Source organism: Ureibacillus sp. FSL K6-0786 (genome assembly GCF_037965165.1).
GTDB lineage: Bacteria > Bacillota > Bacilli > Bacillales_A > Planococcaceae > Ureibacillus > Ureibacillus thermosphaericus.
In genome coordinates, this window is the sequence record NZ_CP150191.1 from 2280249 (window position 1) to 2298295 (window position 18047).

Annotated in this window: 14 protein-coding genes, 1 other RNA gene and 1 pseudogene; 14 read left to right on the forward strand and 2 right to left on the reverse strand. The window is 35.9% G+C overall.

What is annotated here, in order from left to right:
* Positions 1-32: 32 nt before the first annotated feature.
* From NSQ18_RS11215 to ssrA, 4 genes are all read left to right on the forward strand, one after another.
* Entirely contained in the window at positions 33-779 is a 747-nt protein-coding gene (locus NSQ18_RS11215) for a carboxylesterase (protein WP_339288094.1), read from the forward strand.
* Between the two features lie 30 nt (positions 780-809).
* On the forward strand, positions 810-3101 hold the full coding sequence (gene rnr / locus NSQ18_RS11220) for a ribonuclease R (protein WP_339288095.1): 2292 nt from the start codon (positions 810-812) through the stop codon (positions 3099-3101).
* Between the two features lie 121 nt (positions 3102-3222).
* A complete protein-coding gene (gene smpB / locus NSQ18_RS11225; protein WP_016838673.1) occupies positions 3223-3687 on the forward strand; it encodes an SsrA-binding protein SmpB in 465 nt (154 codons plus the stop codon).
* Positions 3688-3842: 155 nt separating this feature from the next.
* Positions 3843-4197, forward strand: a transfer-messenger RNA (tmRNA) gene (ssrA, locus tag NSQ18_RS11230).
* Between the two features lie 332 nt (positions 4198-4529).
* On the opposite strand, the gene istA is transcribed toward ssrA, so the two are convergent.
* Entirely contained in the window at positions 4530-5858 is a 1329-nt protein-coding gene (istA, locus tag NSQ18_RS11235) for an IS21 family transposase (RefSeq protein WP_339288096.1), read from the reverse strand.
* 90 nt (positions 5859-5948) lie between these two features.
* On the opposite strand from istA, the gene NSQ18_RS11240 reads away from it, so the two are divergent.
* The 10 genes and pseudogenes from NSQ18_RS11240 to NSQ18_RS11285 all read left to right on the forward strand — a co-directional run bounded on the left by NSQ18_RS11240 (position 5949) and on the right by NSQ18_RS11285 (position 17199).
* Positions 5949-6110, forward strand: a complete 162-nt coding sequence (locus NSQ18_RS11240; RefSeq protein ID WP_339288098.1) for a hypothetical protein — start codon at positions 5949-5951, stop codon at positions 6108-6110.
* A 552-nt stretch (positions 6111-6662) separates the two neighbouring features.
* Positions 6663-8234, forward strand: a complete 1572-nt coding sequence (locus NSQ18_RS11245; RefSeq protein WP_016839668.1) for an IS1182 family transposase — start codon at positions 6663-6665, stop codon at positions 8232-8234.
* Between the two features lie 1915 nt (positions 8235-10149).
* The gene (locus NSQ18_RS11250) at positions 10150-10710 is read left to right on the forward strand and encodes a sulfurtransferase TusA family protein (protein ID WP_016839190.1); all 561 of its coding nucleotides are present in this window, start codon (positions 10150-10152) and stop codon (positions 10708-10710) included.
* A gap of 19 nt (positions 10711-10729) precedes the next feature.
* The gene (locus NSQ18_RS11255; RefSeq protein WP_016839191.1) at positions 10730-11125 is read left to right on the forward strand and encodes a DsrE/DsrF/DrsH-like family protein; all 396 of its coding nucleotides are present in this window, start codon (positions 10730-10732) and stop codon (positions 11123-11125) included.
* An 84-nt stretch (positions 11126-11209) separates the two neighbouring features.
* The gene (locus NSQ18_RS11260; protein ID WP_339288100.1) at positions 11210-12337 is read left to right on the forward strand and encodes an MBL fold metallo-hydrolase; all 1128 of its coding nucleotides are present in this window, start codon (positions 11210-11212) and stop codon (positions 12335-12337) included.
* 67 nt (positions 12338-12404) lie between these two features.
* Entirely contained in the window at positions 12405-12632 is a 228-nt protein-coding gene (locus tag NSQ18_RS11265) for a sulfurtransferase TusA family protein (RefSeq protein WP_016839193.1), read from the forward strand.
* A 68-nt stretch (positions 12633-12700) separates the two neighbouring features.
* Positions 12701-13477, forward strand: a complete 777-nt coding sequence (locus tag NSQ18_RS11270; protein ID WP_339288102.1) for a sulfite exporter TauE/SafE family protein — start codon at positions 12701-12703, stop codon at positions 13475-13477.
* Between the two features lie 174 nt (positions 13478-13651).
* Positions 13652-13768 (forward strand): annotated as a pseudogene (locus NSQ18_RS11275) (IS3 family transposase); the annotation flags it as partial.
* Between the two features lie 359 nt (positions 13769-14127).
* On the forward strand, positions 14128-15429 hold the full coding sequence (locus NSQ18_RS11280) for an NCS2 family permease (RefSeq protein WP_339288103.1): 1302 nt from the start codon (positions 14128-14130) through the stop codon (positions 15427-15429).
* A gap of 393 nt (positions 15430-15822) precedes the next feature.
* On the forward strand, positions 15823-17199 hold the full coding sequence (locus NSQ18_RS11285) for an MATE family efflux transporter (protein ID WP_026019130.1): 1377 nt from the start codon (positions 15823-15825) through the stop codon (positions 17197-17199).
* A gap of 172 nt (positions 17200-17371) precedes the next feature.
* Here NSQ18_RS11285 and NSQ18_RS11290 read toward each other — a convergent pair whose 3' ends face one another.
* Entirely contained in the window at positions 17372-17887 is a 516-nt protein-coding gene (locus NSQ18_RS11290; protein ID WP_339288105.1) for a DUF4871 domain-containing protein, read from the reverse strand.
* Positions 17888-18047: the final 160 nt, after the last annotated feature.

Consider the following 18047-nt stretch of genomic DNA (forward strand, 5'->3'; position numbering starts at 1 on the left):
TCAACAAGATTCACATATAATTGGAGGATTTTATGAAAATTAAAGAGCAACAACCATTCTTTTTTCAAGCAGGAAAGCGGGCAGTATTATTGCTTCATGGATTTACAGGAAGTTCATCCGACGTACGAATGCTAGGTCGTTTTCTTGAGAAAAAAGGTTATACATGTTTTGCCCCTCACTACCGAGGCCACGGTGTACCGCCAGAACAACTGATTGAAACAGGTCCAAAAGATTGGTGGGAAGATGTTGTTAAAGCATACGAAACCTTAAAAGAAAAAGGATATGAAGAAATTGCAGTTGCCGGACTCTCTCTTGGCGGCGTTTTAGCATTAAAACTTGCCATGAACTTCCCTCTCAAAGGAGTCATCACCATGTGCTCTCCTATGACAATGAAAACGACGGATATCATGTTCAAAGGTGTTATCAAATATGCAAAAGAGTATAAAAAATATGAGGGAAAAACAGAACAACAAATTAGTGAAGAAGTTGAAGCTATTCGCCAAAAAGGAATGCCAAGCTTACCTGAACTGCAGCAATTCGTGCAAAATGTTCGAAATGAACTGGATTTAGTGTATGCACCGATTCTAGTCATACAATCAAGAAACGACGAAATTATTGACCCGAAATCCGCTCATATTATCTATGAAAATGTGGAATCCTTAAATAAAAAACTGATATGGTTTGAAGAGTCCGGACATGTCATTACATTAGATAAAGAAAAAAATCAACTGCATGAAGTAATCTTCGAATTTCTAGAAAGCCTAGATTGGGAAGATTAACTCATTTCGAAATAAAGGAGGGAAATCGTAGTGTTCAGTGAGCTAGAACAAAGAATATTTAATTTAATGAAGGAAGAAGATTATAAGCCGCTTAAAGTGGATGAGCTAGAAGAAGTGCTCGGTATCGAAAGTGCGGATGAATTTAAGGAATTAGTAAAAGCGCTCGTACGCATGGAAGACCAGGGATATATTGTACGCTCCCGTTCGAACCGTTACGGCTTGCCGGAGCGAATGAACTTACTTAGAGGAAAATTTATCGGCCATTCTAAAGGCTATGGATTTGTGGTGCCTGAAGAAGAAGAATTGGATGATATTTTCATCCCTCCACATGAAGTCAATGGCGCATTAAATGGAGACATTGTGCTAGTTCGGGTATTGAAAGAATCTTCAGGCGATAAGCGAGAAGGTACCATCATCAAAGTGGTAGAACGTTCGAAAACAACGTTCGTTGGTACGTATCAAGCAAATCGAGGATTCGGATTTGTTGTGCCGGATGATAAACGATTAAACATGGATATTTTCGTAGCGAAAGAAGATTCTTTAGGTGCGGTGGATGGCCATAAAGTGGTTGTGGAAGTGACAAACTGGCCGAGCGAAATTAAATCGGCTACAGGGGTCATTATTAAAATATTAGGGCACAAAAATGATCCAGGTGTTGATATTTTATCCATTATTTATCAATATGAAATACCGCCTGAATTTCCTGATGAAGTGCTAAAAGAAGCAGCACAAATGCCTGATGTGATTACGGAAGAAGATTTAGTAGGCCGCAGAGATTTGCGAAATGAAACGATCGTAACGATTGACGGCGCCGATGCAAAAGACTTAGACGATGCGGTAACGGTCACGAAAAATGAAGATGGTACTTACAAATTAGGCGTTCACATAGCGGACGTAAGTTACTATGTAAAGGAAGGGTCTCTCATCGACCAAGAAGCATTTGAAAGAGGAACGAGTGTTTATTTGGCGGACCGAGTCATTCCAATGATTCCCCACAGGTTATCAAATGGCATATGCTCATTAAACCCTCAAGTCGACCGCTTGACGATTTCCTGTGAGATGATTGTTGACCAAAACGGACAAGTCATTGAACATGAAATATTCCCAAGCGTGATTCGTACAACAGAGCGAATGACTTATCGAGATGTTTATAAAATATTAGAAGAGGAAGATGAGGAGCTTATCGAGCGGTACAAACCTCTTGTTCCAATGTTTAAAGAGATGGCAGAATTAGCTTCGATTTTACGTAAAAAACGCATGAATCGAGGAGCAATCGACTTTGACTTTAATGAAGCAAAAGTGGTTGTGAACGAAGAGGGTTGGCCAATTGATATCGTGTTACGTGAACGCACGGTTGCTGAACGAATTATTGAAGAATTTATGCTTTGTGCAAATGAAACGGTAGCAGAGCATTTCCACTGGATGGAAGTTCCTTTCTTATATCGTATCCACGAAGATCCGAAACCGGAAAAATTGCAACGTTTCTTTGAATTCATCACAAACTTCGGCTTAATTGTAAAAGGAACAGGTAATTCCGTTCATCCGAAAGCGTTGCAAGAAATTATTGAATCCATTGATGGATTGCCGGAAGAACCGGTGATTTCGACAATGTTGCTACGTTCATTGCAACAAGCAAGATATTATCCAGAATCTTTGGGACACTTTGGTCTATCCACTGATTTTTATACGCATTTCACATCACCGATTCGTCGTTATCCAGACTTAATTGTTCACCGATTAATTCGGACGTATTTATTTGAAGGGGACGTTTCAAAAGAGACGATCTTCAAATGGGCTCAAGAAATGGAAGACATTGCAGATCATACTTCTGAACGGGAACGAAGAGCGGTGGATGCAGAGCGGGATGTAGAAGCGTTGAAGAAAGCCCAATACATGTCAGATAAAATTGGTGAAGAATTTGTTGGAATTGTTTCTTCTGTCACAAGCTTTGGTATTTTCGTAGAGCTGCCAAATACGATTGAAGGGCTCGTGCATATTACAAACTTAACGGATGACTATTATCATTTTGATGAACGCCAAATGATTATGGTGGGCGAATATACAGGACGCATCTTCCGCATTGGAGATGAAGTGAAAGTCCGTGTGGCGAATGTGAATTTGGATGAATCATCCATCGACTTTGAGATTGTGGATATGGTGAAATCTTTCCATAAAGTTCGCAGAGAAGCGCCAAAAGTGATTCATGCTGAACGGAAGAAGAAAAAACGGAAAGAGGAAGAAGAGCGCGGCCGCAAAGGGAAAAAGAAAGAGAAATTCTACGAAGGCGTTGCAAAAAAAGGGAAAAAGAAGAAAAGAAAGTAGCCCGATGATTCGACAAATATCTGTCGAACAATTATACTAGAGGCTGTTATGAAATTACTTTAAAATAGAAGAAGGAATTTCTAGCAGCCTTTTATTTTGTGTGTTCAGCGAGGTGTAAATTATGCCAAAGGGTACAGGAAAAGTCATTGCTCAAAATAAAAAAGCAAACCACGATTATTTTATTGAAAAGACATTTGAAGCTGGCATGGTATTGCAAGGAACGGAAATTAAATCCATCCGCGCCGGCCGTGTGCAATTGAAAGATTCATTCGTGTTGGTACGGAACGGGGAAGCATGGATTCACAATATGCACATCAGCCCATATGAACAAGGAAACCGATTCAACCATGATCCGCTGCGAGTGCGGAAACTGTTATTACATAAAAAAGAAATCGCAGAACTTGCCGGTGCAGTCAAACGGGACGGTTACACGATTGTACCTTTGAAAATTTATATTAAAGACGGCTATGCCAAGTTGTTGATCGGCCTTGGCAAAGGTAAGAAAAAATATGATAAACGTGCGGATGAGCGGAAGAAAGAAGCAAAACGAGAAATGGAACGCGCGTTGAAATTGAAAAATCAATAGTGTATTGATCAAAAAAATAATATTTATGAAAGAAAAATGCTAAATTTTTATTTCGGATAGTTGCAAATTATTTATGAGTGAAGTATAATAATAAACGTAGACAGCCAGTTTGGACGTTCTAAAATAACCGTAGTCCTTTTGTAGTATACTATGAAGGGGACGTTACGGATTCGACAGGAATGGTTCAAGCTTAAGCTGCGCGTCGGAGGGCTCGTCTCCGTGATCAACGGCAGTTAAAAATAACTGGCAACAAACAATCTTACGCTTTAGCTGCTTAATTGCTGAAGCACTCTAATCAACCATCGCCCATGTGGTTGCATTAGGGTTCATCCTGAGTGGGCTACGGCGAGTGCCTTGCTTGGGGCGCTGGCAAGAGATTCAACAAGCTAGCGTGCAGGACGCCTGTTTGTCGGCAGAATGCAACGCGAAACCTCAGTAGACAAACTACACGCGTAGATGCTTAAGTGTTGAAGTTTCTGGACGTGGGTTCGACTCCCACCGTCTCCATAAATCTTTTATCATTTGATTTTATAAAGTGTCAAAATCCTTTCATATCAAGGGTTTTGGCACTTTTTGATTTTCAAAAAGTTTCAATGGATTGCAGAGATGTTCGGTCAAATTTCGGTCAAACTTAGTCATTTTTATGTCACAATTCAGTTTTTTTTTAAATAAGCATCGAATTTTTCCACAGTGCTAGCTTTTGATTTTTTCGTGATATGTGCGTATATATCCATCGTTATACTTTATTAATTGTTCATGTAGCTGAGAGAGTTGCTTAATCCATTTATAAATGTAAGCGTAAAATAACGCCCACGTGTTTTTTCGTGGGCGTTATTTTACGCTTACTTTGGGTAAATTCTGATGGCTTGTTGTAGTACTTTGAGTTGATCCACTAAATGACGTGGATATCGTTCTTTCAATTTGTGTATTAACCATTGAATATTCTCTTTATCTATGAATGTTTCTTGAATTTGATGAATTAAAAGATCTCGTTTACTTGTGCTATGTTCCCGATGGGAGGGATCTGTAATAATCAATCCTTTTCCTTCGGATATTCGGTGCTTTGCTAACTCCATCCCAGTTTCTTTCAGTCGAATAATTAACCAACCATCCTCTTCTTGTAAATAAGCAAGATTTGGGGCATCTGCTCTATATGTTCCTTTAGGAACGCTATATCGATTTCCTTCATAACGAATAACATTGTCCTTATGGATATTTCTTGTTATACTTGGAGTTGAAACATTTGCGAAAATGTAAGTACCAGAGACTTTCTTTAAGTGTTGCTTTTCCAGGGCGTGCACTTCAGAAGGTCTCTTTTTCGTATTATGATGAACTTTATAGTTTCCTGTTCTTTTCAACCAAGCGTGGCACGATTGATTCCAATCTGAAAGATGATCGAATACTCGATTTTTGCTAAAATTATTTTTTACAAATTTCACAACCTGTTCAATTTTACCTTTTGATTCCGGATCACTCTTTCTACATAAATAAACATTAAATTTACGGGTATGATGATATTTAGTAAATTCAGCTGTAAGAATTAAATCACCTGCATTTTCACTAACTGCTAATAACGCATCTTGGTCATAGACCATTTCTTCTGGCATTCCTCCAAAGTATTCAAATGCATTTTCATGCATTCGAATCATATCGGAAGTACGAAAAGGTCGATCGAGCCATTCTACATATTTATATCTTGAATGTGATAAAACAAATGCGATAAAATACAACTTTTTATTCTCACCTTGTCTGTTTTTGACGGTAGTTTGTCCAAAATCCACTTGAGCCTGTTTTCCCATTGGTAATTCTGGAACTACACTATATGTCCTCTGAACCTTTACCTTTGGAATCCGATAGTAATCCCTCATTTCGTTTAAATAATTTCGTACAGTGTTCTCAGCGACTTCCCTGAAACCTAACTTTTCTTCCAACCAATCATAAACTTGTGCAGCAGTTAAATCAGGATGTTCCTTCAACCACCCTAGAATTTGATCATGATAAGGGTCTAGTTTCTTTTCTCTTGTACGTAATGTACTTAAAAATTCTTCAAACTCATCAGTACTCATATTCAAATAATCTATCACTCTATTTCTTGAAATATTTAGTTTTCTTGCAATAGCACTCTTGGAGAATCCCTCTTTGTATAAACGATGAATCTCGATGTAAAGCATAAATCTGTTCACTCCTAATTCTTCACTTTCAATAGACTAGTAACAGTATATTTGAAAGTGATTGATGGTGGGGAAACTGTTTAATCTTATTTGTGGAAAACTGTTGATTCTAGTTTAGCGTTTACAGGGTACTTACCTAAATTTAAATCTCAACAAAAAGAGGCAATGTTATCGAAATATTTAGCAACCATTATCACTAACGTCCCTATTGAGGAAGTACAGCAATTAGATATAAAAAAACCTCATTCTTAACGTAAATGTAGAAGGTAAACAAACAGTTTATGTGCGAATGGGATTAATAAGAGAAGAACTAAAGTGAATTATTCGTGTTTCAGCCAGCAATTAACATAATTAATAACTTATCAATGGTGAAGGTAATCTGTCTACCAAATCACTTTCCCTTGTTTTCTTGGAGAAAACACTTGGATGGGAAGCCTCCATCATATCTGATATTTTGTGAAGATAATTGAATCAACCGTAGACTCAGTACAGCTATTGTATATTTATGAGCTTGGGACAAAACCCTAGCTAATAAAAAATCGTCACTTATGATTTTTCATGAAGTGACGATTTTTTATGGAAAACGTTGTTCTCCGTTCCGGCCGACGCTTTCCGCGGGCACGGCTCAAGCCTCCTCGGTACTCGTACCTCGCACCTGCGGGGTCTTGAGGCTCGTGCTGTTCCCGCAGGAGTCGCGGCCTCCACGTCGAACAACTTAACTTTCTTAAATTTATATAAACAAAAAAAGAGGCTCTTTTGATAAAATTAAGTCACCACAACAAAATCTTAGAAAGGAGCCTCTTTATGTTTAAATATTATAACATGAATCAATTAGTTTTACCTATAGATTTAGAAGTTATATTACAAGAAAATGATATTGCCTACCATATTCATCATTTAGTCGAAAGCATTCCAGACGAAGCTTTCGCTCCGTTTTATAAAGAAACTGGTTGTCCATCCTATCATCCCCGAATGATGTTAAAAATTATCTTGTGTGGTTATACGCAATCTGTCTTTTCAGGTCGTCGTATTGAAGATTTAACAAAAGATAGCATTCGGATGATGTGGCTAGCTCAAGGATATGAACCAAGCTATCGTACCATTAATCGTTTTCGTGTACATCCCCAAATGCAAGAATTAATCCGTCAATGTTTTGTACAATTCCGTTGTCAACTTATTGAAGAAAAATTAATAGATGAAAAAGCCGTTTTTATTGATGGTACTAAGATTGAAGCGAACGCAAATAAATTTACATTTGTATGGAAAAAGTCGATCGAAAAGCATCATGCCAATTTAATTAAAAAATCAAATGAAGTCTATGACCGTTTACTTGAAGAACAAGTCTTACCAGCAATTGAACGTGAAAATGAAGAAGAGCTTTCAGTAGAAGAACTAAAAGAAGTAGCATCATCTCTTGAAAAAGTAGTCGATGACTATTCTACAAAAATTGAAGCTTCTGAAGATCCGGTGGAACGAAAACGACTACGTAGTGAAAGGAAAACACCAAAACAGATATTAAAGCAAGTGAATGATTGGATTGCACGCAAAGAAAAGTATCAAAATGATTTGGAGATTCTACAAAACCGTAACAGCTATTCTAAAACGGATCACGATGCGACATTTATGCGAATGAAAGATGACTATATGAAAAATGGACAATTAAAAGCAGGCTACAATATCCAAATCGCAACAGAAAATCAATTTACACTTGCTTATGATGTATTTCCAAATCCAACAGATACGAAAACATTGACACCTTTCTTGGATACGATTGAAGAACGGTATTTTGATTTACCAGAATATATAGTTGCGGATGCTGGATATGGTAGTGAACCGAATTATGATGACATTATGATAAAACGAGAACGAACACCTTTGATTAAATATGGGATGTATGAAAAAGAGCAGAAGAAAAAATACAAGGATGACCCATTTAAACCAAGCAATTGGATATATGATGAAGTAAATGATACCTATATATGTCCGAATCAAAAAACTCTTTCATTTAAATTTGTTTCGACACGTAAGGATTCTTCTGGATTTGTTCGTCAATTTAAAGTGTACGAGTGTGAAGATTGTACAGGTTGTCCAATCCGTCATTTATGTACGAAAGCAAAAGAAAGTACGAATCGAAGATTGCGTATAAATTTGAAATGGGAACAACAAAAAGCATATGTACAACAAAAGCTTTCAGAGCCTGAAACTGCCGAAATCTATCATCAACGTAAAATTGATGTAGAACCAGTTTTTGGATTTCTGAAGGCTATTTTGGGATTCACACGATTTTCCGTTCGAGGAAAATTCAAAGTAAAAATTGAAATGGGAATTGCCCTAATGGCCACAAATTTAAGAAAATATGCACTACGAGGGGTGTAAAACCCTCATGAATTGGATGAAATTGTAAAAGGGTGAGCTGTTTCAAACAACTCACCCCTTATTTTTGAGGTTGAAAAATACTTATGTCCCAACCTCTTTTTAGTTTGAGAGCTTAAAACTCATAGGACAAAGGGTTGTTATTATGTTGAGACTTTCGAATCTATTTATATTTTTAAAAGGGATACTTATATTAATTGTCGAAATAAGAGGAAGGAACGAATTCGTTAAAAAACTAAAAAATCCTTGTCCATTCTAAGTTCTATAAGCTTTTGAGGAATAAATCATATGATAGGAATTTTTAAAGTTTGAGGTGGTTATTTGAATTACTTTTTTAAATTGATATGTGTTAGTAGTATTTATGCCCTCTTTTATGTGATAGAGGCAGAACTTATGCTGAATATCTATCGTATTAGTAGATTTATTAATTTAGAGGTAGGGACAGTATCCATTTTAATTGGATTGCTAATTTTAATTTTAATAATATCCAGCACTTTTATATTCTATATGCTCAATAAAAAATTTTTAAAACAAAACAAGTGGAATTACTTGGGGCCATTTATTTGTTTACCGATCATTTTCTTATTTATTTCCTCTTTTACAAATATATTTCCTATGTACAACGAAGGGGATAGACCAATCCCTATTATAGGATTAGTTTTTACAGCGAGTTTAATACTATATCCATTTTATTTATTAACGGTAGTTCGCATATCTACTTATGATAGCGTAACAAAAAGGAGTTAGAAGACTACTTAAGTGCTGTTCTAAAAATCTCTCCGCAAAGTGCTTATGCATCTGCAGTAGGTTACTTCGTAGGTAAGGTAAGAGAAGGTGGAGCATGGGACTACAAGGTTCAACCAGGATATAGATACTGGTATAAAGAATGGACAGCCTATACTTATTCAGGAACAAGAGTAATAAATACGGAATATATCGGTAATTATAACTATGGTTACGTAGGTGAAACACTATTTTCTAAAACTGTATTACTTATTGGTGGTACAGGTGTAGGAATTGGTGTTGGACAACCAGAAGATGAAAAAGATAGACAAGCTATTACTCAAGGTTTCGATGATGCTGTTAGATACTACTAGTTACAGTGCGAAACTAATATAATTGCATAATAATATTAAACCTAGCCTGTATTGGTAATTAAACAACAATAGGGCTAGGTTTTTCTGTTACCAAAAGGTGTATTCCATTTATTTTATGTTCAAATATTGCTTCAAAACCGCATAAACATATATTATTTATTTAACCTTCACAATAGACAATAAACTTATGTGTTTTGCAATGAAAAAGTACACAGTTGTGCAATTGCAAATGCATAGTGTTGCAACTTGACATGGAGCCTTTGCGGGTATGATTTCTTGCAAAGGGGGCAAGCCATAATTATATTTGGACTTTGCAAGGCAAAGTAGCCTATCATGCCCGCCACCATGTAAAGCGTCAAATATGCAAAAATTTATGCATAATGCCAAACACTACAAAAATTAATTACCATCAACAATTTTACGACTTGAATAGAGAATTCCCTTCTTTTAAGGGCTACATTTCCTTTACGGAATTGTACAAAAGTATTGGAAATTTTAGTTAATCTTTTAAAAACAGTAAAAATAAGATTTAAGTGTTGACATTATACCCTGACGGGTATATGATATCGTTAGAGTAACAAAGAAAGGGAAAAGGAGGTTTCAAATCATCTATCTTAAGATAATGTATTGCTGTCAATTCAAGTTTTGCTCTAATTTGTGTTGGAATTCTATTCAATATTAGAAGAAAAAACCAATTTCTGTAATAAAATATTTATTCATACATGAAGAAAAGGATTCCATGACGGCAAATTTTTGATTTTATATTCAACAAAAAATTTTTCTAAAATAAAATACCCTAATAGGTATATGGAGGTTTTAAGATGTCGATAAAAGCACATGTACAGTTAGATTGTACGGGGCTTTCATGTCCAATGCCGATTGTGAAGACGAAAAAGGCAATGGAAGGTATCGAGGAAGGCCAAGTATTAGAAGTGAAAGCGACCGATAAAGGTTCAATTGCCGACTTAAAAGCATGGTGTGACAGTGTTGGACATCAATATATCGGTATGTTTGAAGAAAATGGCGTGCTGTTTCATTACATTCGTAAATGTAATGAGAAAGTTGTTGAAAAGAAATTTGAACATACAATCTCGAATGATGAAGTTCTGAGTCGAGTGAAAAATGGCGGAATTCTTCTAGATGTTCGAGAAGAAGTGGAATACGCTTTTGGTCATATTGAAGGCTCCATATCCATTCCAATGGGGGAATTAGAAGACCGTTTAGATGAATTAGACAAAGACAAGGAAATCTATGTCATTTGTCGAACAGGTACACGCAGTGATTTAGCTGCTCAAAAATTAGTAGAAAAAGGTTTTACAAAAGTTTATAACGTCTTACCAGGAATGAGTGCTTGGAAAGGCGATTTAATAAAAAAATTATAAATTCGGAGGGGTTTGAAAAATGTCTAATAAAGTTGCAATTATTGCAAGTAATGGTGGATTATTTGATGCATATAAGGTATTTAATATCGCAACGGCAGCAGCTGCTACAGAGAAAGAAGTAGCAATCTTCTTTACATTTGAGGGTCTGAACTTGATTCATAAAGAAGCGATGAAACAATTGCCACTTCCAGAAGGAAAAGAACATTATGCAGAAGGATTTGCGAAAGCAAATGTTCCGAGTATTCCGGAATTAGTAGAAATGGCAAAAGAGATGGGAGTAAAATTAATCGCTTGTCAAATGACAATGGATGTTATGAATTTAACGAAAGAAGACTTTATTGATGGAATTGATGTAGGTGGCGCAGTTACATTCCTTGAGTTTGCAAAAGATGCTGCACCAACATTAACGTTTTAATCATTTGTTTTATTCCATTCTTTAGTGGAAGGGATTACTCTTCCACTTCATATCACAAAAATATACCTGCAGGGGGTAAGTGGAATGGCAGTTCAAAAAATGACATCAGCACAAGTAGCTCGTAAAGTAATCGAAAATCAACCATTATTTATTTTAGATGTACGAAACAGAGATGATTTTGAAGATTGGAAAATTGAAGGACACCGATTTGAATATTTAAATGTGCCTTACTTTGAATTATTAGATGGTGTGGAAAAAATTCTTCCAAAATTACCGTCCGATCAAGATATTTTAGTTGTTTGTGCGAAAGAGGGCTCTTCTGTCATGGTTGCGGAAATGCTTTCAGATGCAGGATACGATGTGTACTACCTTGAGGGTGGTATGAAAGCTTGGAGCTCTTACCTCGAGCCGATTAAAATAGGTGATTTGACTAATGGAGGTGAATTGTATCAATTTGTTCGTCTAGGGAAAGGCTGCTTATCTTATATGGTCATTTCTGATGGTGAAGCTGCCATTATTGACGCAGTTCGTTTTAAAGATGTGTTCATCAACTTTGCGAAAGAAAAAAATGTGGAAATTACCCACGTATTTGATACACACTTACATGCGGGCCACATCTCCGGAGGACGCCATATTGCAAAGGAAACAGGGGCGAAATATTATTTACCACCAAAAGATGCAGATGAGGTGGTTTATGAATATAATCCATTGGAAGATGGTTTAACAGTGAAGGTTGGGAATTCCAAAATTGAAGTAGGCGCTCTGTATTCACCAGGTCATACAATTGGTTCAACTTCCTTCATCGTAGATAACAAGTATTTATTAACAGGAGATATTTTATTCATTGATTCCATCGGTCGACCTGACTTAGCAGGACGTGCTGAGGATTGGGTAGGAGATCTTCGCGAAACGCTTTATCGCCGTTATCGTGAGTTAGCGGAAGATTTAATTGTATTGCCTGCACACTTCATGATTATTGATGAGTTGAATGAAGATGGAACAGTTGCAAAACGTTTAGGGAATCTATTTGCGGAAAACCATGGTTTAAATATTGAAAGTGAAGAAGAATTCCGTAAGACAGTAACAGAAAACTTGCCACCACAACCAAATGCATACCAAGAAATTCGTCAAGTAAATATGGGGAAATTGACACCAGACGAAGAAGAACAAATGGAAATGGAAATCGGTCCAAACCGTTGTGCGGTACGTTAATTATGAAACAGGTGGGGAGAATGATAAACTCCCCCTTTTTAATGAGAATTAAAAAGGAGCGTTTGAAATGGAAGTCAATCAAGTGTTAGATGCAAAAGGATTATCTTGTCCACTCCCGATTGTACGGGCAAAAAAAGCAATGGATACGTTAGCGACAGGTCAAGTGTTAGAAGTGCATGTGACAGACAAAGGCGCACTATCTGACTTTCCTGCTTGGGCTAAATCAAGTGGACATGAAATATTAGATCAATCGATTGAAGCGGATGTAATCAAATTCATTATTAAAAAGGGATAACGAATCGATAAAGAGGAGAGGTGACATTCGGGAGAGGGTGTCACCTCTTCTGGAAAGAAGGTATCAACATGGACATTGCTTGGATTCTAACCATATTTGCAATAGGATTTGTTGGGTCATTTATCTCAGGGATGGTTGGAATTGGTGGATCGATTATTAAATATCCAATGCTTTTGTATATCCCTTCTTTATTAGGCTTTACCGCATTTACAGCTCATGAGGTATCTGGGATAAGTGCTGTACAAGTATTCTTTGCTTCTCTTGCTGGTGTTTGGGCATATCGAAAAGGTAACTATTTAAATAAATCCCTTATTTTCTATATGGGAAGTGGAATTTTAATAGGAAGTATCATCGGAAGTTTTGGTTCATCCTATTTTTCGGAACAAGGTGTTAACATTGTATACGGAATCTTGGCGTTAATCGCCGGAATTATGATGTTTATTCCAAAGAAGCAAATTGATGATATCCCGTTAGAACAAGTCACTTTCAATAAACTACTTGCAACGATTTTATCTCTCATAGTGGGAATTGGTTCAGGGATTGTTGGAGCAGCCGGTGGTTTCCTCCTTGTACCGATAATGCTTGTCGTATTAAAAATACCAACTCGCATGACCATTGCAACAAGTTTAGCTGTTACGTTTATTTCATCGATAGGAAGTGCAGTAGGGAAACTATCAACAGGGCAAGTAGATTACTTGCCAGCCATTATTATGATTGTCGCAAGTATCATTGCTTCACCTTTAGGAGTGAAGGTTGGTAAAAAAATGAACCCTTCTATTTTGAAGTGGATTCTAGCGATTCTCATTATCGGTACAGCTATTAAAGTATGGATGGATATACTATAAAAACAAGTTACATGAACAATGGGAAAAATCTTATGAAATCAATCAAAAAAATTTTAGACTTCCCGAGGGTATTGTGAACTAGATTTTAGTAATAAATAAATAGAAAGAAGAAAATGGGTGTTGGCGATAAACCAGCACCAATTTTTTATTCCTTCTTTTAATTCAATTTTTTCGGTAAATGTATTAAATCAAGATTTCACTACAACAACAATCAACGAAAAATGGGTAGCTGATATTACATATATCCATACGCTTCGTGATGGTTGGTGTTATCTAGCGTCCGTTCTAAATAATACTATGAGATCGTCACTTTGACGGTCTTTTTGTATGTTTAAGAACAGCCTTGTAAAAGAAGAACATATTAGCCTATAACTCGAAAAAATGTTCCGTACTAATGAAATCCCTCATTTAACACCAGAAGCTTCAAACCGACTAATTTCATCATTATAAGGAGAAAATATAATGTCGAATTCAGTTGTTGCCACTAAGTCTTTTTGTAAGAGGAAAGAATCCTTTATTCTTAATTTTCTTTATTTTTAAAATTTTGATATACAGAGAAAATTCCCGTAAAAAACACTTGCATTTAAGCTAAAGACCGAATATTATTAATTCTGTTGTTTTAAATGTTCGTATTTAGGGGGCTGAACTTTTTGTTTCGACTACAAGAAAATAATACTACTGTAAAAACTGAAATTTTTGCAGGTTTAACAACTTACTTAACAATGGTATATATCGTTATCGTTAACCCTTCGATTCTAGCGATTTCTGGTGTTCCTAGTGAACAAGTATTCACAGCGACAATTATTGCGGCAGTATTTGGTACATTATGGTTAGCGCTATTTGCCAATTATCCAATTGCAATGGCTCCGGGTATGGGGCTGAATGCATTCTTTACGTTTTCGGTTGTCCAAGCGTCTAAAGGCGAAATTGACTATATGACAGCATTTTCTGCTGTATTTGTAGCGGGTATTATTTTCTTTATTATTAGCTTAACGCCTTTACGACAAATGCTCGTTAAAGCCATACCGAATAATTTAAAATTAGCTATTACTGCTGGTATCGGTTTATTCATCGCTTTCATTGGTATGCGATCAGCAGGCATCGTGACAGATGACGAAGCGACATTAGTCCGATTAGGAGATTTATCAAGCCCTATGGTTTGGTTAACAATTGTAGGGGTTCTAGTTACGGCTATTTTCATGATGTACCGTGTATTCGGTGCAATTTTCTGGGGTATGATTGTCACAGCAATCCTCGCTGCATTTACTGGTAATTTAAATTTCGATGGTGTTGTTTCAATGCCATCATTACCAGAAGGGATTTTAGTATGGAATCCAATTGAAGCCTTTGGCGATGTCATTAAATATGGCTTATATGGGACAGTATTTTCATTCATTTTAGTTACATTGTTTGACACGACAGGTACGATGATTGGCGTTGCGAAACAAGCGGGTATTTTAAAAGATGATAAATTGCCACGAGCACGTCAAGCTTTCCTTGGTGATTCAATGGCAACAATCATCGGTTCAATGTTTGGTACAAGCCCATCAACAGCCTATATCGAATCTTCTTCTGGTGTAGCAGTAGGTGGACGTACTGGATTAACGTCGTTAGTAGTTGCAGGGCTATTTATCATTACGTTATTCTTCTCGCCATTAGCAGCTACATTAGCAAGTGTACCTGCTATTACTTCTCCTGCCTTAATTATCGTGGGTAGTTTAATGATTGGTGTTGTCCGCCATATCGAATGGGATAAAGTAGAAGAAGCATTTCCAGCATTTTTAGTAATTTTAATCATGCCATTAACGTCCAGTATTTCAGATGGTATTGCATTCGGGTTTATTTCTTACCCATTATTTAAGTTACTGAAAGGTAAGGGTAAAGAGGTTCATCCATTACTTTACTTCTTTGCGATTTTATTCATTATCCTGTTAGTAATTATGTCTCATTAATAATTAATAGCCTCTCATTCCGCGAGAGGCTTATTTTATTGGTGTGATAGAATGAAGGGCAAATTTTGTTGTTGAGTGGCTTTCACTTGGTAAAATGATTGCCAAGTTGCTTGAAATAAAAAGCTTTTAATACTCTGGAAGGAGAGGGCTTATAAAATGAAATGAGAAATTCCCAGTTAGATGTTCAATGTTCAGGAATATAACAAACGGATGATCAATTAAATTCAATAGGCTAAACTGCAAGAGGAAAACAATGTTTTAGTATGAAATAGTTTCTTAGTTGTAGACAAAAATTTAAAAGATAGAATAAAGTTTTTTGTTGTAAACGAATCAAAATAAGCATGGATGCAATAAAAAATTTCTGATCATGCTTTAACTAAAATATGGAGATTGATGAAGATGCAAAATAATCAAATATCATTAACAAAATCAATGATTTTCTTTCTAATTCCTGTTGCGTTTTCAAGCGTAATACAATCGTTAGGACAAATCATTTCAACAATAATAGTTGGACAAACTTTAGGTGAAGAATCACTAGCAGCTATATCAGCATTCTTTCCTCTACTGTTCCTATTAATATCTTTTGCGATAGGCGTTGGGTCTGGGAGTTCGATATTAGTAGGTCAGGCATTTGGTGCTAAAAATATAGAGAAGCTAAAGGAAGTTGTTGGGGTTACTATTGGATTAACACTATTAATATCTGTAGTAGTTGCATTCGTTGGTGGCTTTTTCACAGAGGGTATTTTGAAATTAATGGGTACACCTGAAAATATTTTAGAAGAAAGTGCAAGCTACGCAAAAATATTATTTGTTACATTACCAATTATGTTTTTATATATGTGTTATACAACATTTATTCGTGGTACAGGAGATTCAAAAACACCTTTAATCTTCTTAATTGTAAGTATTATTGTCAATGTTGTATTGTTACCAATACTAATGTTTGGTTGGTTAGGGCTACCTGCATTGGGATTAGATGGTGCAGCTTATGCCTTTGTACTTTCAAACTTAATAACATTTATATTACTACTGCTATACTTATCAAAAACTGGTCATATCATTAAATTAGATAAAGAAACAATCAAAAATATCCGAATTAAAGGGGACTTAGTAAAGAGTTTACTTAAACTAGCGATCCCTTCTAGTATTAGTATGATTGCAATTTCTATGGCAGGGATAGCAGTAATATACTTTGTTAATCGATATGGTTCAAATGCGACTGCAGCGTATGGAATTGTGAATCAAATTGCAAGCTATGTTCAAATTCCTGGTATGTCAGTTTCAATCGCAATATCAGTGTTTGTAGCGCAAGCCATAGGAGCGGGGAAGCAAGAAAGCATAGAGAAAATTACCAAATTGGGGTTAAAGTTAAGTTATCTATTTGGAGGAATTCTAGTAATTGTTGTCTATTTATTTGCTGAACCTATCTTAAGAGTATTCTTAACAAGTCCAGAAACAATTGCTCTGGCAAAAGGCTTAATGTTTATTTCTTTTTGGAGTTATTTATTATTAGCTCATGTTCAAGTAATCTCTGCGACAATGCGTGCAACAGGGACAGTACTATGGCCAACTGTTATTTTAATCTCAACAATTTGGCTTATAGAAGTTCCATCTGCATATTTATTATCAACTCATACTTCACTTGGTATTTTTGGAATATGGCTAGCTTATCCGATATCATTCGCTGTGAATTTAATTCTGCAATATTTGTACTATAAACTTGTTTGGAAAAAGAAAACAATCACAGCTTTAGTATCTAGTGATCATTAGAATTTTCAAAGAGTTCTTCAAGAAGTATAAAAAATGGTTGCCATAATTTTACTTAACTAAAATAGTACAAGTGATGTAAAAAAGGAATAGAGGCAGATTTAGTCTCCAAAAGTGTAGATTAAATCCTGCCTCTTTGTATTGATGAATTAAAATATTAAGCTAGAAACATCCTTTAACTCTCTTCAACGTTTATAACGAGTTCCTCAAATAATTTATCATTAAAATATATTTTTAATTTCCATAATCCACTTGAAGGGAACATCATATTAGATGGAATATGGGAATCTGCACCGTTATGTGGGCTAATGGAAACATCAGAATATTGCCATACTGCATCATTGCCAAATAACAAAACAGGATGTTCTTTTCCGTCTTCATCAACACCAACTACTTTAAAATCACCGCTGATTTTATCTTCCTCTCCCCAGAAATGCCACATATATTTATCCGGTTGATTCGCAATAAACTTTGTTGCGACTGCTTCACCTTCGTTACCCGAACCGACCAAAATTCCCATCTTACCTTCTTTCCCAATCAATACATACTCACCCTTTATTCCGTCATGAAAAGTCACGGGTAATCTAAAAGTAGGGCTTGCCTCTAACTTTTTGTTTTCATCAAAATTTTTACAGCCGACAAGAGTCATTAACAATAGTACAGAAATCAACATAATGATTTTATTCCTCATATGACTCTCCCTTTATTAGCTTGAAATAAACGACATTTTATATTACTTTCAACATTTTTACTAATATTCCTTCTTATTTAATCATTCGGATGCCGAATGCCAAGCCTCTTAGAGCGGAAAATAAATAAAATATTTTCATTAGCCTCTTCTTTCCGTCAAG

Bases quoted from the DNA above. Each gene is read 5' to 3' on its own strand.
- NSQ18_RS11270 (WP_339288102.1), top strand. From the start codon at position 12,701: ATGGACATTGCTTGGATTCTAACCATATTTGCAATAGGATTTGTTGGG.
- istA (WP_339288096.1), bottom strand. From the start codon at position 5,858: ATGCTTTACATCGAGATTCATCGTTTATACAAAGAGGGATTCTCCAAG.
- NSQ18_RS11285 (WP_026019130.1), top strand. From the start codon at position 15,823: ATGAAGATGCAAAATAATCAAATATCATTAACAAAATCAATGATTTTC.
- NSQ18_RS11215 (WP_339288094.1), top strand. From the start codon at position 33: ATGAAAATTAAAGAGCAACAACCATTCTTTTTTCAAGCAGGAAAGCGG.
- NSQ18_RS11265 (WP_016839193.1), top strand. From the start codon at position 12,405: ATGGAAGTCAATCAAGTGTTAGATGCAAAAGGATTATCTTGTCCACTC.
- NSQ18_RS11245 (WP_016839668.1), top strand. From the start codon at position 6,663: ATGTTTAAATATTATAACATGAATCAATTAGTTTTACCTATAGATTTA.
- NSQ18_RS11290 (WP_339288105.1), bottom strand. From the start codon at position 17,887: ATGAGGAATAAAATCATTATGTTGATTTCTGTACTATTGTTAATGACT.
- NSQ18_RS11250 (WP_016839190.1), top strand. From the start codon at position 10,150: ATGTCGATAAAAGCACATGTACAGTTAGATTGTACGGGGCTTTCATGT.
- smpB (WP_016838673.1), top strand. From the start codon at position 3,223: ATGCCAAAGGGTACAGGAAAAGTCATTGCTCAAAATAAAAAAGCAAAC.
- NSQ18_RS11260 (WP_339288100.1), top strand. From the start codon at position 11,210: ATGGCAGTTCAAAAAATGACATCAGCACAAGTAGCTCGTAAAGTAATC.
- NSQ18_RS11255 (WP_016839191.1), top strand. From the start codon at position 10,730: ATGTCTAATAAAGTTGCAATTATTGCAAGTAATGGTGGATTATTTGAT.